This window comes from Mesorhizobium sp. KR9-304, from assembly GCF_040049215.1.
Taxonomy (GTDB): Bacteria; Pseudomonadota; Alphaproteobacteria; order Rhizobiales; family Rhizobiaceae; genus Mesorhizobium_K.
On the sequence record NZ_JBDZDN010000003.1, the window covers coordinates 475,450 to 493,115 of the forward strand.

The window sequence follows — 17,666 nt, forward strand, 5'->3', positions numbered from 1 at the left end:
CTTTTGCGCGGTTTTTGCGGTTACTGGTTAGCGTCTACCTTCACGCCGAGCAACGTCCAAAGCGCGTTTGTAGTGGCCGCGCTGTCGCCCGGAGTGGCGGTGGAGACCTCGCTTATCCTGCCGAACGTTACGGGCGAGGGCGGCGCGAGCACGATTTCGACATTCCTGGGATCGTCGAGGAAGGCGTTGATCGCCGGCGAGATGGCGCCAGCCAGCTCTCCCATCTGGAACTGCATCATGGCGAGCGGGAGCGCGGCCTTCGCCATGGTGATGACGTCGGCCGGCTTTGCCCGCTGCTGCGCTGCCACCATGCCGACCGCGCGGTTCGTCAGCGAATCGTCGGTGAACCGCAGGCTGGCTCCGTTGAACGTGGCGTTTTCCAACTGGCGGAGCAGCTCTTTCTGGTCGGCTGTGTCGGTTCCGTCGGGAGTCTCGGCCATCCTGGCCGAGGTCTCGTTCAACTTCTGGAGGACGCCCGGCGTGAAGCCGCTGACGTCGACAGTCATGCCGAGCGTGCCGACGTCGTTGATCGCGATGTCATACCGGGAGACCAGCCAGCGTCCATCGGCCGGCTGCCACGATCCGGCCAGGTTGATGAAGCCGTCGAGCTGGCTGTAGCCGAGCGCGTCGAAATACGACCTGACTTGCGGGTCGCTGATGACGGTGAGATCGGTGCTGAACTTCTCGATCGCTCCGCTGAAGGTCATGGGCTGTCCGCCCTCCGGAGGCGCGGCCTGGAAGGCCATGCCGTCGAGCGCGAAAGCGGTCTTGCCGGCGATCTTGACCGACAGGTTATCGAGGGATGCATTCCGGTACATGGTGATGGACGACATCGGGTCGGTGCTGTCGGCGGGAATGCTCAGTCCCTCGACCACAAACGGGCTGATGTCGATCTCCATTCCGTCTTCGGCCATCGAGAAGGGAGCGGTCGTCAGCCTGCCGACGAGGTAGCCGCCGTTCTGTTCCGTGACGTCCGAAAGCGTAACGTTGCCGATCTCGAAAGCATCCGACTCGCCTGCCGCCCTTGCGGAGAAGCCCTCAATCACCATGTTCGAGGCGTCGCCGGTGACCTTGGACCAGCCGATGTCTATCCCCTGCTTGGCGCTGAGCGCCTTCAGCCGGTCCGCGACTGCCGACGCGTCCTGCGCGAGCGCCAGGTCGAGCGGAATAGCCAGCAGGATCGTCGAGAAGGCGAGCTTGCGAAGGGCCGCTTGGTATTTGGTCATCGTCGTTCCCGAATTGGCGGAATCCGAGCACCAGTCGCCGTGAACTGGACCGGAAATAAGGCGCGACGCGCAGATTGCCCGCAAACCCCGATCCTTGGCAACCGCAGACGCCGTGCGTTCGCAGTGATGGTAAAGGCGATGCACCCCAACCGCTCCCATGCGGCACTTGCCGCGAATCAGCGGCTCGGCTAACCCGGCGCAATGGGAAAAAGCCTTGTTCCGCCTGCCTCCGGCGGCGGCGATCATATCGAGCCGGTCGACCTGAAAAAAGCGCTCGAAGAGCGCTACCTCGCCTATGCGCTTTCGACGATCATGCATCGTGCGCTGCCGGACGTGCGCGACGGGCTGAAGCCGGTGCACCGGCGCATCATGCACGCCATGCGGCTTCTGCGCCTCAATCCCGACCAGGGCTTCGCCAAATGCGCCCGCATCGTCGGCGAGGTGATGGGCAAGTTCCATCCGCACGGCGACCAGTCGATCTACGACGCGCTGGTGCGTCTCGCGCAGGACTTTGCCGTTCGTTACCCGCTGGTCGATGGGCAGGGCAATTTCGGCAACATCGACGGCGATAACGCCGCTGCCATGCGCTACACCGAAGCGCGCATGACCGAGGTTGCCACGGCCCTTCTGGAAGGCATCACCGAGGACGCGGTCGACTTCCGGGCAACCTACAACGAAGAGGATGAGGAGCCCGTCGTCCTTCCGGGCGCATTCCCGAACATCCTCGCCAATGGCTCGTCCGGCATTGCTGTCGGCATGGCGACCTCCATCCCGCCGCACAATGCGGCGGAGCTTTGCGCGGCCGCGCTCCATCTGATCGACAACCGCGACGCGCCGGTCGCGGAACTCATGACCTCGCCGGAGCAATGGGCTGAGATCGAGCGGCGCCATCAGGAGGAACTGCGCAAGGAGGACAAGGATGCGGTCAAGCGCGCCGAGGCCATCCTGCTCGAATGCAAGGTGAGGGGGCCGGATTTTCCGACCGGCGGGACGGTCGTGGACGGCTGGGCATCGATGATCGAGGCCTACCAGACAGGGCGCGGCGGCTTCCGGCTGCGCGCCAAATGGCAGCAGGAGGACCAGGGCCGGGGAACCTGGAACATCGTAGTCACCGAAATCCCCTATCAGGTCCAGAAGTCGAAGCTGATCGAGAAGATCGCCGAGCTTCTTTTGGCCCGCAAGCTGCCGCTGCTGGAGAATGTGCGCGACGAAAGCGCGGAGGACGTCCGCGTCGTGCTGGTGCCGAAGAGCCGCACGGTCGAACCCGGCCTGCTGATGGAATCGCTGTTCAAGCTGACCGAGCTCGAGACGCGCTTTCCGCTCAACATGAACGTGCTGTCGCGCGGCAAGGTGCCCAACGTCCTGTCGCTGAAGAGCGTGCTGTCGGAGTGGCTGGAGCACCGCAAGGACGTGCTCGTCCGCCGCTCGAAACATCGGCTCGGCGAGATCGAGAGGCGGCTCGAGATCCTCAGCGGCTATCTGATCGCCTATCTCAACATCGACGAGGTGATCCGCATCATCCGCGAGGAGGACGAGCCCAAACAGGTCATGATGGCGCGCTGGTCGCTGACCGACAACCAGGCAGAAGCCATCCTCAACATGCGGCTGCGCGCTTTGCGCAAGCTCGAGGAATTCGAGATCCGCAAGGAGTTCGACGGGCTGTCGGAGGAAAAAAAGCAGATCGAGGCGCTGCTGGCCTCGCCGGCCAAGCAATGGAAGACCATTCGGTGGGAGGTTGCCGAGACGCAGAAGAAGTTCGGCCCTTCGACAAAGCTTGGCGAACGCAGAACCGAATTCACCGATGCGCCGGAGCATGACGTGGCCGATATCCACCACGCCATGATCGAGAAGGAGCCGATCACCGTCGTGGTTTCGGAGAAGGGCTGGCTGCGCGCGATGAAGGGGCATCTGAGCGACCTGTCGCTGCTGACCTTCAAGGAAGGCGACAGCCTGAAGCTCGCATTTCCGGCGCAGACGACGGACAAGATCCTCGTCTTCACCACCGGCGGCAAGTTCTACACGATCGGCGCCGAGCGGCTGCCTGGCGGCCGTGGCCATGGCGAGCCGATCCGCATCATCGTCGACATGGAGAACGACCAGGACATCGTCACGGCGTTCGTGCACGACCCGAAACGCAAGCTGCTGCTCGTCAGCCATGCCGGCAACGGCTTCACCGTCCCGGAGGCCGAGGTTGTCGCCAATACGCGCAAGGGCAAGCAGGTGATGAACGTCAAGTCGCCGGACGAGGCGTCGCACTGCGCGGTGCTGTCGGGCGATCACGTCGCCATCGTCGGCGAGAACCGCAAGATGCTGATCTTCCCGCTCGCCGAGATTCCGGAAATGGCGCGCGGCAAGGGCGTGCGGCTGCAGAAATACAAGGATGGCGGCGTTCTCGACATGAAGACCTTCACGGTCGCCGAGGGCCTTTCCTGGCAGGATTCGGCCGACCGCACCTTCACGCGCAGCCGCGAGGAACTTGCCGAATGGTTCGGCGCGCGTGCCTCGGCCGGGCGGATCGCTCCCAAGGGTTTCCCGCGCACCGGCAAGTTCGGATAATACTTTCCGATACTTAGAGCCTTTTTCTGCCGGCGCGTGCGAGCGTGCGTAGGAGAGGCTGCGTTCATCCGTATCAAGCAGGAGATTGCGCCGCAGAGGTCGCCGGCGAGCTTTTCGCGCTGCAGCATCTTGACCGCGAATGATCGTTCGCATAAAGTGCGAGCAATCATTCGCATAAAGTGAGAGCGAACATTCGCTCCTGGAGATAGTCATGGAAGACGTTGTCTTTTTCGAGGCCACGCAAGCCGAGCCGCTCGAAGGGCAGGGGCAGACTCGGGCCGAGCGCCGCGACCAGCAGATTCAGCGCATCCTCGAGGCGGCCCAGACTTGCTTTGTCCGCTCCGGATTCCAGGGGGCGTCGATGCACCAGATCTGCGCCGAATGCGGCATGAGCCCCGGCGCCCTCTACCGCTATTTCCCGTCCAAGGAGTCGATAGTCGCCGCGATCTGCGAGGCGGACCGCGAGGATGACATGACCTGCTTCAGTGCCTTCCGCGATGCGACTTCCGCTCTCGACGGTCTGGTCGAGGGCGCGATGGCGCATATCGCGCATACCCACAAGAAGGGCAGCGCCGCGCTATTTGCCGAGATGCGCTCCGAGTCCAACCGCAATGCGACGATCCGCGACACGGTCGATGGGCACAAAGCGGAGATCGCCGGAATGATCGCACCTCTCGTCCAAGGCGCGATCGAGCGTGGCGAGATCGACCCGCCTGTCGATCTGCAAACCCTCATGGCCGTCCTCATGTCGGTTGGCGAAGGCATCGCGATCAACGACCTGCCTGCACGCGGCATATCGCTCGACCAGATCGAAGCGGCCATGCGCGCCATGCTTGTCGGCATGTTGAGGCCGACCGGCAAGCGGATGGCCCAAAAGGCCTGACGCCGAGAGCAGCTTTCACTCGTATTCTTTGGTGATCTTCATGCCTGCCAAGTCCAGTCCCCTAACGCGTGCAGCAATGGCGTTGCTCGCCGCCACCATGCTGGCGAGTTCGCCTGCCGTGGCGTTTGCCGCGAGCGAGGCCGCGCCCGTCGTCCAGCAGGTGCCGCCGTCGATACGCGTCGTCGCCGCCGAACGTCGTGAGCTTGTCGAAACGCTTTCGGTGAACGGCACGATCGTCGCTCGCGAGGAGGCCGCGGTCGGCACCGACCTCAACGGCCTGACGGTGATCGCGCTCAATGCCGACGAGGGCGACCTCGTAAAGAAGGGCGATGTGCTGGCCGTTCTCGACCGCTCGATGCTCGACACGCAGCTCGCGCAGATCGAGGCAAGTCGTGCCCAGGCCGAGGCAAATATCGCCCAGATGCGCGCCCAGATCGGCGACGTCGAAGTCGGCGTCCGGCAGGCAAGGGAAGCGCTCGATCGCGCCGAAGCGCTGCAGAAGAAGGGCGTAGCGACGGACGCGCAGCGCGACAACGCCGTCAACGCGCTGGACAGCGCCAAGGCCAAGCTCGACTCCGCCGAGAAGGCGCTCAAGGCCTCCGAAGCACAGCTCGCCGTGGTCGAGGCGCAGCGTCAGAACGTGGTCGTGCAGATATCCAAGACCGAGCTGCGCGCGCCGGCTGACGGGCTGATCCTCGCACGCGACGCCACGTTGGGCGGCGTGGTGATGGCGCAAACCGCGCCGCTTTTCCGCATCGCCATCAACAGCGAGTTCGAGCTTGCAGCAACGGTCGCCGAGACGGCCCTGCCGCGGCTGGCGAATGGCATGGTGGCCGAAGTTTCGATGGCCGGCTTCGATCGGCCGATCGCCGGATCGGTCCGCAGGATCTCGCCCGAGGTCGACCATTCGTCGCGGCTTGGTGCGATCCGCATTGCCCTGAAGCCCGGCTCGCCCGTCCGTGCCGGCAATTTTGCGCGCGGCGAGATCGAAATCATCAGGCGCCAAGGCGTGGCGGTGCCTACCTCGGCCGTGATGTACGCCGGCCCGGACGCGTTCCTGCAGAGCGTCGAGGACGGCAAGGTCAGGACGCAGACCGTCACGCTCGGCGCGCGATCCGGCGAGATGGTCGAGATCGTGTCGGGCATCGCCGAGGGCGAGGAAGTCGTGTCGCGCGCCGGCACATTCGTCGCCGATGGCGACCTGGTGACGCCGGTACGCGTCGAGGCGACGGGAGCCGTCAAGCCATGAACATCTCCGCCTGGTCCATCCGCAATCCTGTCCCGGCGATCCTGCTTTTCATCGTGCTGGTCGCGCTCGGGCTGATGAGTTTCTCGAAGCTCCCGGTGACGCGCTTCCCCAACATCGACATCCCGCTTGTTTCCGTCACCGTGACCGATCCCGGCGTGGCGCCGAGCGAGCTCGAAACGCAGATCACCAAGCGTATCGAGGATGCCGTCGCCAATATTTCGGGCGTCAAGAACGTCGTCTCGCAGCTGACCGAGGGTACGTCGCAAACGACCGTGGAGTTCCGCCTCGAGGTGGATACGCAGACGGCGGTGAACGACGTCAAGGACGCGGTCGAGCTCATCCGCTCCGATCTCCCCGCGACCGCCGACGATCCGGTCGTCGCGAGGATCGACGTCGAAGGCCAGGCGATCCTCACCTATGCCGTCTCCGCGCCCGCCATGACCATCGAGGAACTGTCCTGGTTCGTGGACGACACGATTATCCGCAAGATGCAGGGCCTCAAGGGCGTCGCCCGCGTCGACCGCTATGGCGGCGTGACGCGCGAGATCAAGATCGAACTCGACCCGGACCGGCTGAATGCGCTCGGCGTCGCTGCCGGCGACGTGAACCGGGCGCTGCGCGCCGTCAACGCCGACATGACCGGGGGCAACGCCAAGTTCGGCAGCCGCGAGCAATCGATCCGCACGCTCGGCGGCGCCGACACGGTGGCCGATCTGCAGGCGCTGGAGATCCCGCTCTCGGCCGGCCGCAAGGTAAGACTTTCCGACATCGCGACGGTGACCGACGCCTGGGCGGAGCCTAAATCCTTTGCCCGCGTCAACGGCGGCACCGTCGTCTCGTTCGCGATCTTCCGCGGCAAGGGCGAAAGCGACGTCGAGGTGAACGAGCGGGCGGCCGCGGCGGTCGCGGATCTGCAAGCTTCCTATCCGGACGTCAGCATCACCAAGGTCGACGACTCGGTGAGCTACACGGTCGGCAACTACGATTCGGCGATGGAAACGCTGATGGAGGGCGCCGCGCTCTCCGTCATCGTGGTGTTCATATTCCTGCGTGACTGGCGCGCCACCCTCGTGTCGGCGACCGCGCTGCCGCTGTCGATCATCCCGACCTTCTGGGCGCTTTCCATGATGGGCTTCTCGCTCAATCTGGTGAGCCTGCTCGGCATCACGCTGGTCGTCGGCATCCTGGTCGACGACGCGATCGTCGAGATCGAAAACATCGTCCGGCACGTCAAGATGGGCAAGTCGCCCTACCGCGCCTCGCTTGAGGCGGCTGACGAGATCGGGCTCGCCGTGATCGCCATTTCGGCGACCATCATGGCTGTATTCGCACCAGTATCGTTCATGGGTGGCATCGCCGGCCAGTACTTCAAGCAGTTCGGCCTGACTGTCGCGGTGGCGGTGTTCTTCTCGCTGCTGGTGGCGCGGCTGATCACGCCGATGATGGCAGCGTATTTCCTGCGCGGGCACGGCCACGCCGAACCCAAGCCCGGCATGGTCATGCGCGGCTACGACCGGCTGCTGCGGTCGAGCCTCAGGTTTCGCTGGGTGACGCTCGGCGCCGGCATAGCCTTCTTCATCGGCTCGATCTATGCCATGGGCTTCCTGCCGTCGGGATTCATCCCGCGCGAGGATGCCAGCCGGATAGTCTTCTCGCTCGAATTGCCGCCGGGCAGCAGGCTCGAGGACACGCGCGCCACGAGCGACGAAGTCACCAGGCTGATGCTCGAAGTGCCCGAAGTGGAGAATGTCTACGTTATCGGTGGCGCCAGCCCGACCGGCACGATGGAGACGCGGCGCGCCACTGTCGTGGCCGACCTGAAGCACAAGTCGGAGCGGGATATTCCGCAGCATGAGATTGAAGGCATACTGCTCGACAGGATGGAGACGATCCCCGACCTGCGCGCCTATTTTGTCAACGATCGCGGCGAGCGGCAGCTCGCCTTCGGCGTGATGGGCACGGATGGCGCCGTACTCGACAGCCAGGCGCGCAAGATACAGAGCGAGATGGCAGCGACGGGAAAGTTCCGCGCGATCACTTCCAACGCCGCGCTAGACCGGCCGGAAGTCGTCGTCGAGCCGGATCTTGCCAGACTTGCCGAACTGGGCATTTCGACGGCGACGGTTGCCGAGACGCTGCGCGTCGCCACCATGGGTGACATCGACGAGAACCTCGCCAAGTTCACCGTCGGCGACCGGCAGATCCCGATCCGCGTGCAGCTTACCGAAGCCGCGCGCGACGACATCGAAGTCGTCAGCCAGCTTCCGGTGACGACTCCCTCGGGCGTCATCGTGCCGCTGTCTTCCGTCGCCAAGATCAGCTTCGGGCAGGGTCCGTCTTCGATCGCCCGCTTCAACCGCGAGCGGCGCGTCGTCATCGGCGCCGACATGGCGCCGGGTGCCGAACTCAGCGACGGTCTGGCGGCGGTGTGGGAATTGCCGGCGGTGAAGAACATGCCTGCCGGCACGCGCATCCAGGAGACCGGCGACGCCGAGGTGATGGGCGAAGTCTTCGCCGGCTTCGCGACCGCCATGTCGACCGGGTTGATGCTGGTTCTAGTGGTGCTGATCCTGCTCTTCGGCTCGGTGTTCCACTCCTTCACGATCCTCGGCTCGCTGCCCCTGGCGATCGGCGGCGTGGCGGCGGCGCTTTGGCTGACCAATTCGGCGGTGTCGATGCCGGTGGTGATCGGCATATTGATGCTGATGGGCATCGTGACGAAGAACGCGATCATGCTCGTCGATTTCGCCATCGAGGAGGTCAAGGCGGGCGTTTCGCGCAAGGAGGCGATCATCGATGCGGGCAGGAAGCGCGCGCGGCCGATCGTGATGACGACGATCGCGATGTCCGCCGGCATGATCCCGGCTTCGCTGGCGCTCGGCGACGGCGGCGAATTCCGTGCGCCGATGGCCATCGCGGTGGTCGGTGGCCTCCTGGTCTCGACCTTCCTGTCGCTGATTTTCGTGCCGTCCTTCTATACGATCATGGACGATGCGGCGATCGGCACGGCCAGGCTGTGGCGCTGGCTGGTACGGCCCAATTCAGCCGACGAGCCGGACCCTGCGCACCATCATGCGGCCAATGCGAACATGCTGCCGCCGCGGGAGATGCCGGTGGCGGCGGAGTAGCGTCCTCTCAGCCTCCCTGCCTTGCATCCGCCATTTGCCTGTCGCGATCTTTATGCACTATGTGACGGATTGGGCATTGGCTGGAACATACGCGTTTGAAGGAACCCAGGATCAAGGCTGCCGAGCGGGAGCGTCCGCTCTTCGGAGCGTCGACCGCTCCGCGCGGGGCGGTGATCGCGCCGCTGTCGGCGGCGCGATGGCTGCTGCTTCTGGTGTTGGCGGCGGGCGTCTATTTTTTCCACGGCTTCGTGGTGCCGGTGCTGGCCGCACTGGTCATCGCCTTCGCGAGTTGGCCGCTCTACCGCAGGCTGCTCGACGCCGTCGGCGGCAGCCGCACGATTGCGGCAAGCATCGCGCTGCTGCTCATCCTGGCCTTCCTGATCATTCCGATCATGATGGCAGGCAGCTATGCGATCACCGAAATCCAGCAATGGGTCGGGTGGGCGCTGGAAACCAACCGTAACGGCGCGCCGACGCCCGCGTGGATAACGCAGCTGCCCGGGGTCGGCGACTGGCTCGATGAGCAATGGACAGGCTATCTCGCGCATCCGGGCGGTATCGGCGAGATCATCCAGCTGATCAGCGGCGCTAATATAGGCAGCATTTATCGCGGCGTGCTGGCCGCCGGCGGAAGCGCCTTCGGCCTGCTTCTGACGCTGCTGTTCATGCTGATAGCGCTGTTCTTCACCTATCGCGACGGCGAGGCCTTCGCGGGCCAGATCGACCGGCTCGGCGAGCGCATCCTGCCGATGCGATGGGAGCGCATTTCGCGCGTGGTGCCCCGCACGATCAGCTCGACGGTGACGGGCATGACGCTGATCGCCATCGGCGAGGGGCTCGTGCTCGGCGTCGCTTACTGGATCGCCGGCGTGCCGTCGCCGGTGACGCTCGGCGCGCTTACGGGACTGATGGCATTGATTCCCGGCGGGGCGCCGCTGTCATTCACCCTGGTGTCGATCTACCTGGCCGCCAGCGGCTCGCCCGTGGCCGGCGTGGCGCTCTTCCTGTGGGGCTCGATCGAACTCTTCGTCGTCGACAAGACGCTGAGGCCCAAACTCGTCGGCGGGCCGATCAAGCTCCCCTTCCTGCCGACTTTTTTCGGGCTGATCGGCGGCGTCAAGACGATGGGCCTCCTCGGCCTGTTCATCGGCCCGGTGCTGATGGCGATCCTCGTCGCGATCTGGCGCGAATGGCTGCACGAGGTCGAAGTAACGGCGGAGCCGATTGTCGAACAGATGCACGAGCCGCCGGTCGTGGTCGAAACCCAGCCCGCCTCGACCGCCGGCCCGGCAAAAGCCACAATCGGGTTGAAGACGTAGGTTTTGATAAGTCTCGGGTAGCGCATGACCAACGACATCAGACGGCCGCACCGGCCGGTCGCCGCAATTGCGCTCATCGCCCTGCTTGCCACGGCGGGCTGCCAGAACGTGTTTTCGATGGTCAGTCCGAAGGGCGTCGGCGAAGGCGTCGGCGCCTCGACTACGGGCGAGATGTATCTGACGTCGATCCGCACCGAGCATGGCCTGCCGGCACTTGTCCCTGACCGGAAGCTGGAGAGGGCTGCCGCGCAGCAGGCCGCCTATATGGCGCGCGCCGACGCGATGAGTCACCGCACCGGCTGGCGCAAGGATTTCGCCACCCGCATGAAGGAGAACGGCGTCGAGGGTGCCGCGGCCGAGAATGTCGCGCACGGCGCGATGGACCCGGAAAAGCTGTTTTCGATGTGGATGGATTCGAAGGGTCACCGCCGCAACATGCTCGATCCGCGCTTCGCCCGTTACGGGCTGGCGTCGGCGGAAGACGGGCAGGGCAGGAAATACTGGGCCCTGGTGCTGGGAAGATAGTCGCCAGTGGTCCGATTCTGACATTTGCATCCTGCCGATACGGGCCGCCCAACCGGTTTGACGGCTGTTGACTGAATCTGCAGGCTTGAGTCGGCGGACTGTTCGGCACTACTGTCCAACAAGCAATCGAGGTGCGGTCGATGCCACAGCGCCCCTATGATGAGCGCTTGCTCCGTCAGGCATTCGAGGTGGCGCGGCAGGCGCGCGATGCAGGCGAACATCCCTTTGGCGCGCTTCTCGCCGACAAGGACGGCAATGTATTGCGCGAGCAACCCAACGGCTACAAATCCGGAGGGGGCGACCGCACCGCCCATGCCGAAAGGCTGCTGGCCTCCTGGGCGCAGCGGAATCTGAGCCTCGAAGAGCTTGCCTCATGCACGCTCTATACGTCCGCCGAGCCATGCGCGATGTGCTCGGGCACTATTTACTGGGTGGGTATCGGACGCGTCGTGTTCGGGCTGGCAGAGCATGACATGAAGGCACTCACGGGTGCACACGTCGAGAATCCCACGCTGGATCTGCCCTGCACGGTCGTCTTCGAAGCTGGACAGCGTCCGACCGAAGTCGTCGGCCCGCTGCTTGCCGCGGAGGCCGCGCAACTCCATACCGATTTCTGGAAAGACAGGTAGCTCAACCGCTGCGGCTGCGTGAAGCGAACGACGATCCGCTCCGCTAAGCCGGGTAGTTCACCGCTGTCGCTGCCCGCCGCTTGCGGCCTTCCGCAAGCTGCCAGACGGAATGCGCGACGAGTGCCGTGATCAGGATGAGACCGCCGATCAGGCTGTTGCGGGTCGGCGCCTCCTGGAAGATGACCCACATCCAGACCGGCGCAAGTACGGTTTCCAGGAGATAGAACATCGCGACTTCGGGGCCGGAAATGTAGCGCGGGCCGGTGGCGAGGCAGTAGAAGGACAAGGGCATGATGACGGCGCCGTTGAAAATGATCCACCACGGCGCCTCGATCTGGTAGCCGCTGCCGCCAACCATGATAGCCGCGACCGCGAAGGGAAAGATGACGCCGGTGATGGCGGTAAAGCCCATATTATCGCCGCTGGCGCGCGAGATGGTGATCGCGGACGCGATGGTGAGTGCCGAACAGGCCGCCATCATATCGCCGAACAGGTTTCCGGCGCCGACCGAGTCCCATACGATGATGAGGATGCCCGCAATCATTGCCGCCATTGCGAGAAGCGTGGCGGAGCCGGGCCGCTCGCCGAGGAAGAGCCAGGAGAGCAGCGCGGCGAACATGGTGTTGAAGGCGAGGATGAAGACCAGGTTCGCCGTCGTCGTGTTGTAGACGGCGGTGACGAAGAAGATCGATCCGAGGCCATAGAGCGCGGCGACCGCAAGCCCCGCGCGGCCGGGCACGAGCTTGGGCGCGGACGGGGAGGCGAGCCGCCAGACGGCCCAGATCAGGAGCGCGGCGAGGAAGGTCACCCCGGTCCTTAGCATCAGCACCGACCATGCTTCGCCATTCGCGAGTTTCAGAAGCGGTATGTCGACGGTAAGCGCCAGGCCGCCCATTCCGGTGATGAGCAGTCCCTTGACGTGGTCCGAATGGTTGGCAGGCAAGTCGCGCTCCGCTGACGGCTACGGGCGCGCGTCGCTGCAGTGTCAGGGCTGTTCGTCGAAGCGCTCCCAGCCCTTCGGGCCAAGGTGCTCCTGCGGCAGGAAGCGCACCTTATAGTCCATCTTGCGCGAGCCGTTGACCCAGTAGCCGAGATAGACATGGGGCAGGCCGGCCGCGCGTGCCCGGGCGATATGGTCGAGGATCATGAAGGTGCCGAGCGAGCGGTCGTCGAAGGCGGGATTGTAGTAGGAGTAGACCATCGACAGGCCGTCGCCCATCTTGTCGGTCAGCGCGACGGCGATGAGTTCGCCCACACCGCGGCCGGTGATGAAGGTGTCGGGACCGCGCCGGCGGTATTCGATAACCTTGGTGTCGACATGGGTGTCCTCGACCATCATGGCGTAGTCGAGCACGGTCATGTCCGACATGCCGCCCTTGCGGTGGCGAGCGTCGAGGTATGTGCGGAAGAGCGAGTACTGCTCGGTCGAAGGCTCGGCGTCGTGCATCTCGCCGATCAGGTCGGCATTGCGCTGGATGACGCGGCGCATGTTGCGGGTCGGCCTGAACTCGCCGGCCAGGATGCGCACGGAGACGCAGGCGCGGCAACTCTCGCAGGCGGGGCGGTAGGCGATGTTCTGCGAGCGGCGGAACCCGCCCTGGGTGAGCAGGTCGTTCATCTCGGGCGCCTTGTCGCCGACGAGATGGGTGAACACCTTGCGTTCGAACTGGCCGTCGAGATAGGGGCAGGCCGACGGCGCGGTCAGGAAGAACTGAGGCGACTGTGTCGTATGGTGCGTCATCGCGTGCCGGCAAACTGCTCCTTGCGAATCACTCTACCTTGAAGCGTGCCGCAAAAATTTCAACTGGATTGTGAGCGTAATGAATCGACGCTTGCGCCCGCCACGTCAAGCGGCGGGAATGATTCCAGAATCCGCCTAGCTGTCGGAGCGGGTGACGACGGTTCCCAGCAGCAGGTCATGCAGCGCCCGCTTGCGGTCGGAAAACAGCGTGACGAGCAGGATCAGCGGGGTCAGCACGACATTGCCCGCCCAGAAGAGAACGGAGTGGACGATCGCCAGCATGCCGTCGACGCGCCCGCCGTCGAGACGGTCGAGCCGGATGCCCATCATTCGCATGCCTGTTGTAGCCTGGTTGGGACCGCCGAGCGTATTCCAGACATAGACCAGCGCCACCGCCGGGCCGAGCACGGCGAACAGCGACCAGCCGAGGCCGAAGGTCAGCAGGCCAAGGAAGAATACCAGGATCGCGAAGGGGATGAGCAGGAGCGCGACGATCAGGTAATCGAGCAGGAAGGCGAAGACGCGCCGCGTGCGCACGCCGTCATAGGCTCTGACATCGTCAAGCCGCGTTGCGACGATTTCTCCGTCGAGGATACGGGCGTTCAATCTTTTCTCCGTTGCTTTCCTTGGTGGCGCTCTGTCATGCGCCTGTCGATGAAAATGGTGAAGGATTGCCGCCGATTCAAGCTTTTGCATCCGGCTGGACAAGGCCGGCGGGTTAACGTCGCGTTCAATCGGTTGAGTTCGGTCGCGCGATGACGTTAACTCTCGCTGCACTGCAGCATGATTTGGGGCGCAACGGGTCAAGGGGAACCAGATGCAGCAATACGACATGGTCGTCATCGGCAGCGGCCCGTCCGGCCGCCGCGCCGCCATCCAGGCGGCCAAGCTGGGGAAATCGGTGCTGGTGGTTGACAAGGGCAGCCGTCTCGGCGGGGTCTCCGTGCACACCGGCACGATCCCGTCGAAGACGCTGCGCGAGACCGTGCTGAACCTGTCGGGCTGGCGCGAGCGCGGTTTCTACGGCCGCGGCTACCGGGTCAAGCAGGACATTTCGATCGGCGACCTGATCCAGCGCCTGCACAAGACCCTCGACCATGAGGTCGAGGTACTGCAGCACCAGTTCATGCGCAACGGTGTGCGCCACATCCGGGCGACGGCGAAGTTCCTGACCGCGGACAGGCTGCAGCTCACCAACGAGAACGGCGACATCACCGAGGTTGGTTTCGCCAACGCGATGATCTCGGTCGGCACGCGGCCCTACCGGCCGCACAGCGTGCCGTTCGACAAGGAGCATGTGTTCGACAGCGACGAGATGCTGTCGCTCGAGAAATTGCCGCGCACGCTGACCGTGATCGGCGGCGGCGTCATCGGCGTCGAATATGCGACGATCTTCTCCGCGCTCGACGTGCCGGTGACGTTGATCGAATCCAGAAACGCCATCCTCGACTTCGTCGACAGCGAGATCGTCGACGATTTCCTGCACCAGATGCGCGACCGCGGCATGGCGATCAGGCTGGGCAGCACGGTGAAGGAGATCGCGGTCGACAAGGGGTCGGTCGAGATCACGCTGGGCGACGGGCGCACCGTACGTTCGCAGATCGTGCTCTACGCGGCCGGGCGCAGCGGCAATATCGGCGGCCTGGGCCTGGACACGATCGGCATCGAGGTCGACAGCCGCGGCCGCATCAAGGCAAATCCGGAGACGTTCCAGACGACGGTGCCCAACATCTATGCTGCGGGCGACGTGATCGGCTTCCCGAGTCTGGCCTCGACAGCCATGGAGCAGGGCAGGGTGGCCGCCTGCCACGCCTTCGGCGTCAACTTGCCGCCGCCGCCCGAGACGTTCCCGTATGGCATCTACTCGGTGCCCGAGATTTCGACGGTCGGCCAGTCGGAGGAACAGGTGCGCAGTTCGGGCACGCCATACGAAATCGGAGTGGCGCGCTTCCGCGAGACCTCGCGCGGCCATATCATGGGCGTCGATTCAGGCTTCCTTAAGCTGATCTTCTCGATCGAGACCAGGAGGCTGCTCGGCGCCCATATCGTCGGCGAGGGCGCGACCGAACTGATCCACATCGGCCAGGCGGTGATCAACCTCGCCGGCACGGTGGATTTCTTCGTCAACAACACGTTCAATTATCCGACGCTCGCCGAAGCCTACAAGATCGCTGGGCTCGATGCCTGGAACCGCATGGGCAACTAACGGGCATCAAATGGCATGACGCCCGCCCCGGAATGACGAACACCAATTTACGACGAAAATTTTCCGGCTTGATGTCGATTTCTCCCGCTCCAGTTCGTCCTATAGGCGACAGCAACAGGAGAAAATCGATGCCGAAAATGATCTTCGTGAATCTGCCGGTCGCCGACCTGAAGCAGGGGACGGCGTTCTACGAGTCCATCGGGGCGACGAAAAACCCGCAGTTCAGCGACGATACGGCGTCCTGCATGGTCTTCTCGGAGACCATCTACGCGATGCTTCTGACGCACGACAAGTACCGTCAGTTCACGTCCAAGAAGATCGTCGACGCAAAGACGAGCAGCGAGGTGCTGATCGCTCTTTCGGCCGACAGCCGCGACGACGTCGACGCCATGGTCGGCAAGGCACAGGCCGCCGGAGCAATCATCGATCCGACGCCGACCCAGGATTTGGGCTTCATGTACGGGCGCAGCTTCGAGGATCCGGATGGCCATATCTGGGAAGTCGCGTGCATGGATGTCGAGGCGGCGACCTCCGGCGGCGACCAGTCGGCCGCGGCCGCTTGAGCGAACAGGATCGGAGGAAGAAATCATGACAATCGCCGTATCAAAAGTCGTCCCCTTTCTTTGGTTCGCCAGGGAGGCGGAAGAGGCGGTCCGCTTCTATGTCTCGCTGATCCCCAATTCGAGCTTGGACGACATCTGGACCTTGCAGGCCGACTCGCCGAGCGGACCGCCCGGCTCGGTGAAGGTCGTCGAGTTCACGCTGGGCGGCGTCCAGTTCAACGCGATGCAGGCCGGGCCGATGGATAGTTTCAACCACGCGGTGTCCTTCGTCATCAACTGCGACGACCAGGCCGAGGTCGACCGTCTCTGGGACGCGCTGGGCGAAGGCGGCGCTTACGAGGCCTGCGGCTGGCTGAAGGACAAATACGGCGTGTCCTGGCAGATCGTGCCGACCGAGTTCATGGAGATGATGAGGACCAAGGACAAGGCGCGGGCCAAACGGGTGGCCGAGGCGATGATGCAGATGGTCAAGCTCGAGATCGAGCCCATCAGAAGAGCTTTCGAGGGGACTAAGGCAGCTTAGCGGATTTAAGTCCGATCAGCCGCGAGGCGCGGACGTCGATCCTCTGACGATCAACTCGACGTCCAGCGTCTCGCGGCGAATCGTACCGTCGAAGCCGAGGATCATCTCGACGGCGCGTCGGCCCATCTCCGCCATCGGCTGGGCAATCGTGGTGAGGGGCGGTTCGGAGGTTTCGCCCTCCGGCACGCCGTCGAAGCCGACGACCGACACGTCGCCCGGGACCGGGATGCCGCGCGCTGCCAGCCAGTCGAGAGCATAAAGCGCGACCTTGTCGGACATGGCGAGGATCGCGGTCGGCGGGGTTTCCGCAGCGAAGAAGTATTCCAGGCCGGCATGGGTCGTCGCCTTGTCGTTCTGCGTCTCGTAGATCGGTACCGAGGCCGGATCCGCACCGGCCTCCGTAATCGCCCCGAGATAGCCGGCGATGCGGTCGCGCGTGCCGGCGTAAACGGTTGCGCTGGCGCGTTCGAAGGAGGCAGGTCCATGGCCGCCGCCGTCGAACTCCAGCGAGAGGATGGCGAAACGCCTGTGGCCGAGACCGGCGAGGTGCCGCGCGGCGCGGCGCGCTCCAGCGACATCGTCCACGCCGATTGCGGCAATCCTCTCGTCGTCGAAGCCGAAGTCGAGCGCAACGAAGGGCAGGCCTCGTTCGCGGGTGAGCTCGACCAGCCGCGAGCCGCCTTCGAGGCAGAAGACGATGAAGCCGTCGACCAGCGCGCTCCTGATGTTCCAGGCGAGCTGCTCTTCGTTCGCGGCTGAAACAAGCGCTATGCCGGCGCCCGTGCGGTCGCAGGCCTCGCTGATGCCGGACATGACGACGCGCGCGAAGGGATCGTCGAAAAAGTACGACAGGGGTTCGGCGGTCGCCACGCCGATGGCGTTGACCTTGCCGGCGCGCAGAAGCCGGCCTTTTGGGTCTGGCCCGCCATAGCCGAGTTTGCCGGCGGCGGCCCTTACCCGCTCGCGCACTTCCTCGCGAACGATCTCGGGGCGCGAGAAAACGTTGGAGGCGGTGCCATGCGAGACGCCGGCCGCCTTGGCCACATCGGCGAGCCTGACAGGCTTGATTTTCGCGTCCACTTCCGCGGAGCCTCCTAATGTCAGAAGCTATAGCATCT

Annotated in this window: 15 protein-coding genes; 10 read left to right on the top strand and 5 right to left on the bottom strand. The window is 64.4% G+C overall.

Features of this window, described 5'->3' with window-relative positions; translation table 11 throughout:
- Nucleotides 1–20: 20 nt before the first annotated feature.
- Nucleotides 21–1,226, bottom strand: coding sequence for a hypothetical protein (locus ABLE71_RS18500; RefSeq protein WP_348784929.1), 1,206 nt, complete (start codon nt 1,224–1,226; stop codon nt 21–23).
- 201 nt (nt 1,227–1,427) lie between these two features.
- Here ABLE71_RS18500 and ABLE71_RS18505 point away from each other — a divergent pair, with 201 nt between their 5' ends.
- The 7 genes from ABLE71_RS18505 to ABLE71_RS18535 all read left to right on the top strand — a co-directional run bounded on the left by ABLE71_RS18505 (nt 1,428) and on the right by ABLE71_RS18535 (nt 11,515).
- Complete coding sequence (locus ABLE71_RS18505) at nt 1,428–3,782, top strand: DNA topoisomerase IV subunit A (protein ID WP_348784930.1); 2,355 nt, start codon at nt 1,428–1,430, stop codon at nt 3,780–3,782.
- Between the two features lie 211 nt (nt 3,783–3,993).
- Nucleotides 3,994–4,665, top strand: coding sequence for a TetR/AcrR family transcriptional regulator (locus tag ABLE71_RS18510; protein WP_348784931.1), 672 nt, complete (start codon nt 3,994–3,996; stop codon nt 4,663–4,665).
- Nucleotides 4,666–4,741: 76 nt separating this feature from the next.
- Complete coding sequence (locus tag ABLE71_RS18515; RefSeq protein ID WP_348784932.1) at nt 4,742–5,914, top strand: efflux RND transporter periplasmic adaptor subunit; 1,173 nt, start codon at nt 4,742–4,744, stop codon at nt 5,912–5,914.
- Entirely contained in the window at nt 5,911–9,042 is a 3,132-nt protein-coding gene (locus ABLE71_RS18520) for an efflux RND transporter permease subunit (protein ID WP_348784933.1), read from the top strand. Before ABLE71_RS18515 ends, ABLE71_RS18520 begins: the two co-directional genes overlap by 4 nt.
- Before the next feature lie 110 nt (nt 9,043–9,152).
- On the top strand, nt 9,153–10,361 hold the full coding sequence (locus ABLE71_RS18525) for an AI-2E family transporter (protein ID WP_348785159.1): 1,209 nt from the start codon (nt 9,153–9,155) through the stop codon (nt 10,359–10,361).
- Between the two features lie 24 nt (nt 10,362–10,385).
- Nucleotides 10,386–10,886, top strand: a complete 501-nt coding sequence (locus tag ABLE71_RS18530) for a CAP domain-containing protein (RefSeq protein WP_348784934.1) — start codon at nt 10,386–10,388, stop codon at nt 10,884–10,886.
- Between the two features lie 140 nt (nt 10,887–11,026).
- Nucleotides 11,027–11,515, top strand: a complete 489-nt coding sequence (locus tag ABLE71_RS18535) for a nucleoside deaminase (RefSeq protein WP_348784935.1) — start codon at nt 11,027–11,029, stop codon at nt 11,513–11,515.
- Between the two features lie 43 nt (nt 11,516–11,558).
- Here ABLE71_RS18535 and ABLE71_RS18540 read toward each other — a convergent pair whose 3' ends face one another.
- The 3 genes from ABLE71_RS18540 to ABLE71_RS18550 form a co-directional block, all read right to left on the bottom strand.
- Nucleotides 11,559–12,410: a DMT family transporter gene (locus ABLE71_RS18540; protein WP_348785160.1), complete on the bottom strand. Its 852-nt coding sequence runs from the start codon at nt 12,408–12,410 to the stop codon at nt 11,559–11,561.
- A gap of 90 nt (nt 12,411–12,500) precedes the next feature.
- Entirely contained in the window at nt 12,501–13,256 is a 756-nt protein-coding gene (locus ABLE71_RS18545) for an arginyltransferase (protein WP_348784936.1), read from the bottom strand.
- A gap of 135 nt (nt 13,257–13,391) precedes the next feature.
- Complete coding sequence (locus ABLE71_RS18550) at nt 13,392–13,862, bottom strand: RDD family protein (RefSeq protein ID WP_348784937.1); 471 nt, start codon at nt 13,860–13,862, stop codon at nt 13,392–13,394.
- 211 nt (nt 13,863–14,073) lie between these two features.
- Between ABLE71_RS18550 and sthA the strand changes: the two genes are divergently transcribed.
- From sthA to ABLE71_RS18565, 3 genes are all read left to right on the top strand, one after another.
- Entirely contained in the window at nt 14,074–15,462 is a 1,389-nt protein-coding gene (gene sthA, locus ABLE71_RS18555; RefSeq protein ID WP_348784938.1) for a Si-specific NAD(P)(+) transhydrogenase, read from the top strand.
- Between the two features lie 128 nt (nt 15,463–15,590).
- Nucleotides 15,591–16,025, top strand: a complete 435-nt coding sequence (locus ABLE71_RS18560) for a VOC family protein (RefSeq protein ID WP_348784939.1) — start codon at nt 15,591–15,593, stop codon at nt 16,023–16,025.
- 25 nt (nt 16,026–16,050) lie between these two features.
- On the top strand, nt 16,051–16,548 hold the full coding sequence (locus tag ABLE71_RS18565; RefSeq protein ID WP_348784940.1) for a VOC family protein: 498 nt from the start codon (nt 16,051–16,053) through the stop codon (nt 16,546–16,548).
- A 15-nt stretch (nt 16,549–16,563) separates the two neighbouring features.
- Here the strand turns inward: ABLE71_RS18565 and ABLE71_RS18570 are convergent, their stop codons facing one another.
- Complete coding sequence (locus ABLE71_RS18570; RefSeq protein ID WP_348784941.1) at nt 16,564–17,628, bottom strand: LacI family DNA-binding transcriptional regulator; 1,065 nt, start codon at nt 17,626–17,628, stop codon at nt 16,564–16,566.
- Nucleotides 17,629–17,666 lie beyond the last annotated feature (38 nt).

What these genes read in the sequence shown, in the direction of transcription:
- ABLE71_RS18560 (WP_348784939.1), top strand. Translation starts at nt 15,591, where the DNA reads ATGCCGAAAATGATCTTCGTGAATCTGCCGGTCGCCGACCTGAAGCAG.
- ABLE71_RS18515 (WP_348784932.1), top strand. Translation starts at nt 4,742, where the DNA reads ATGGCGTTGCTCGCCGCCACCATGCTGGCGAGTTCGCCTGCCGTGGCG.
- ABLE71_RS18545 (WP_348784936.1), bottom strand. Translation starts at nt 13,256, where the DNA reads ATGACGCACCATACGACACAGTCGCCTCAGTTCTTCCTGACCGCGCCG.
- ABLE71_RS18530 (WP_348784934.1), top strand. Translation starts at nt 10,386, where the DNA reads ATGACCAACGACATCAGACGGCCGCACCGGCCGGTCGCCGCAATTGCG.
- ABLE71_RS18500 (WP_348784929.1), bottom strand. Translation starts at nt 1,226, where the DNA reads ATGACCAAATACCAAGCGGCCCTTCGCAAGCTCGCCTTCTCGACGATC.
- ABLE71_RS18505 (WP_348784930.1), top strand. Translation starts at nt 1,428, where the DNA reads ATGGGAAAAAGCCTTGTTCCGCCTGCCTCCGGCGGCGGCGATCATATC.
- ABLE71_RS18540 (WP_348785160.1), bottom strand. Translation starts at nt 12,410, where the DNA reads ATGGGCGGCCTGGCGCTTACCGTCGACATACCGCTTCTGAAACTCGCG.
- ABLE71_RS18520 (WP_348784933.1), top strand. Translation starts at nt 5,911, where the DNA reads ATGAACATCTCCGCCTGGTCCATCCGCAATCCTGTCCCGGCGATCCTG.
- sthA (WP_348784938.1), top strand. Translation starts at nt 14,074, where the DNA reads ATGCAGCAATACGACATGGTCGTCATCGGCAGCGGCCCGTCCGGCCGC.
- ABLE71_RS18565 (WP_348784940.1), top strand. Translation starts at nt 16,051, where the DNA reads ATGACAATCGCCGTATCAAAAGTCGTCCCCTTTCTTTGGTTCGCCAGG.
- ABLE71_RS18535 (WP_348784935.1), top strand. Translation starts at nt 11,027, where the DNA reads ATGCCACAGCGCCCCTATGATGAGCGCTTGCTCCGTCAGGCATTCGAG.
- ABLE71_RS18510 (WP_348784931.1), top strand. Translation starts at nt 3,994, where the DNA reads ATGGAAGACGTTGTCTTTTTCGAGGCCACGCAAGCCGAGCCGCTCGAA.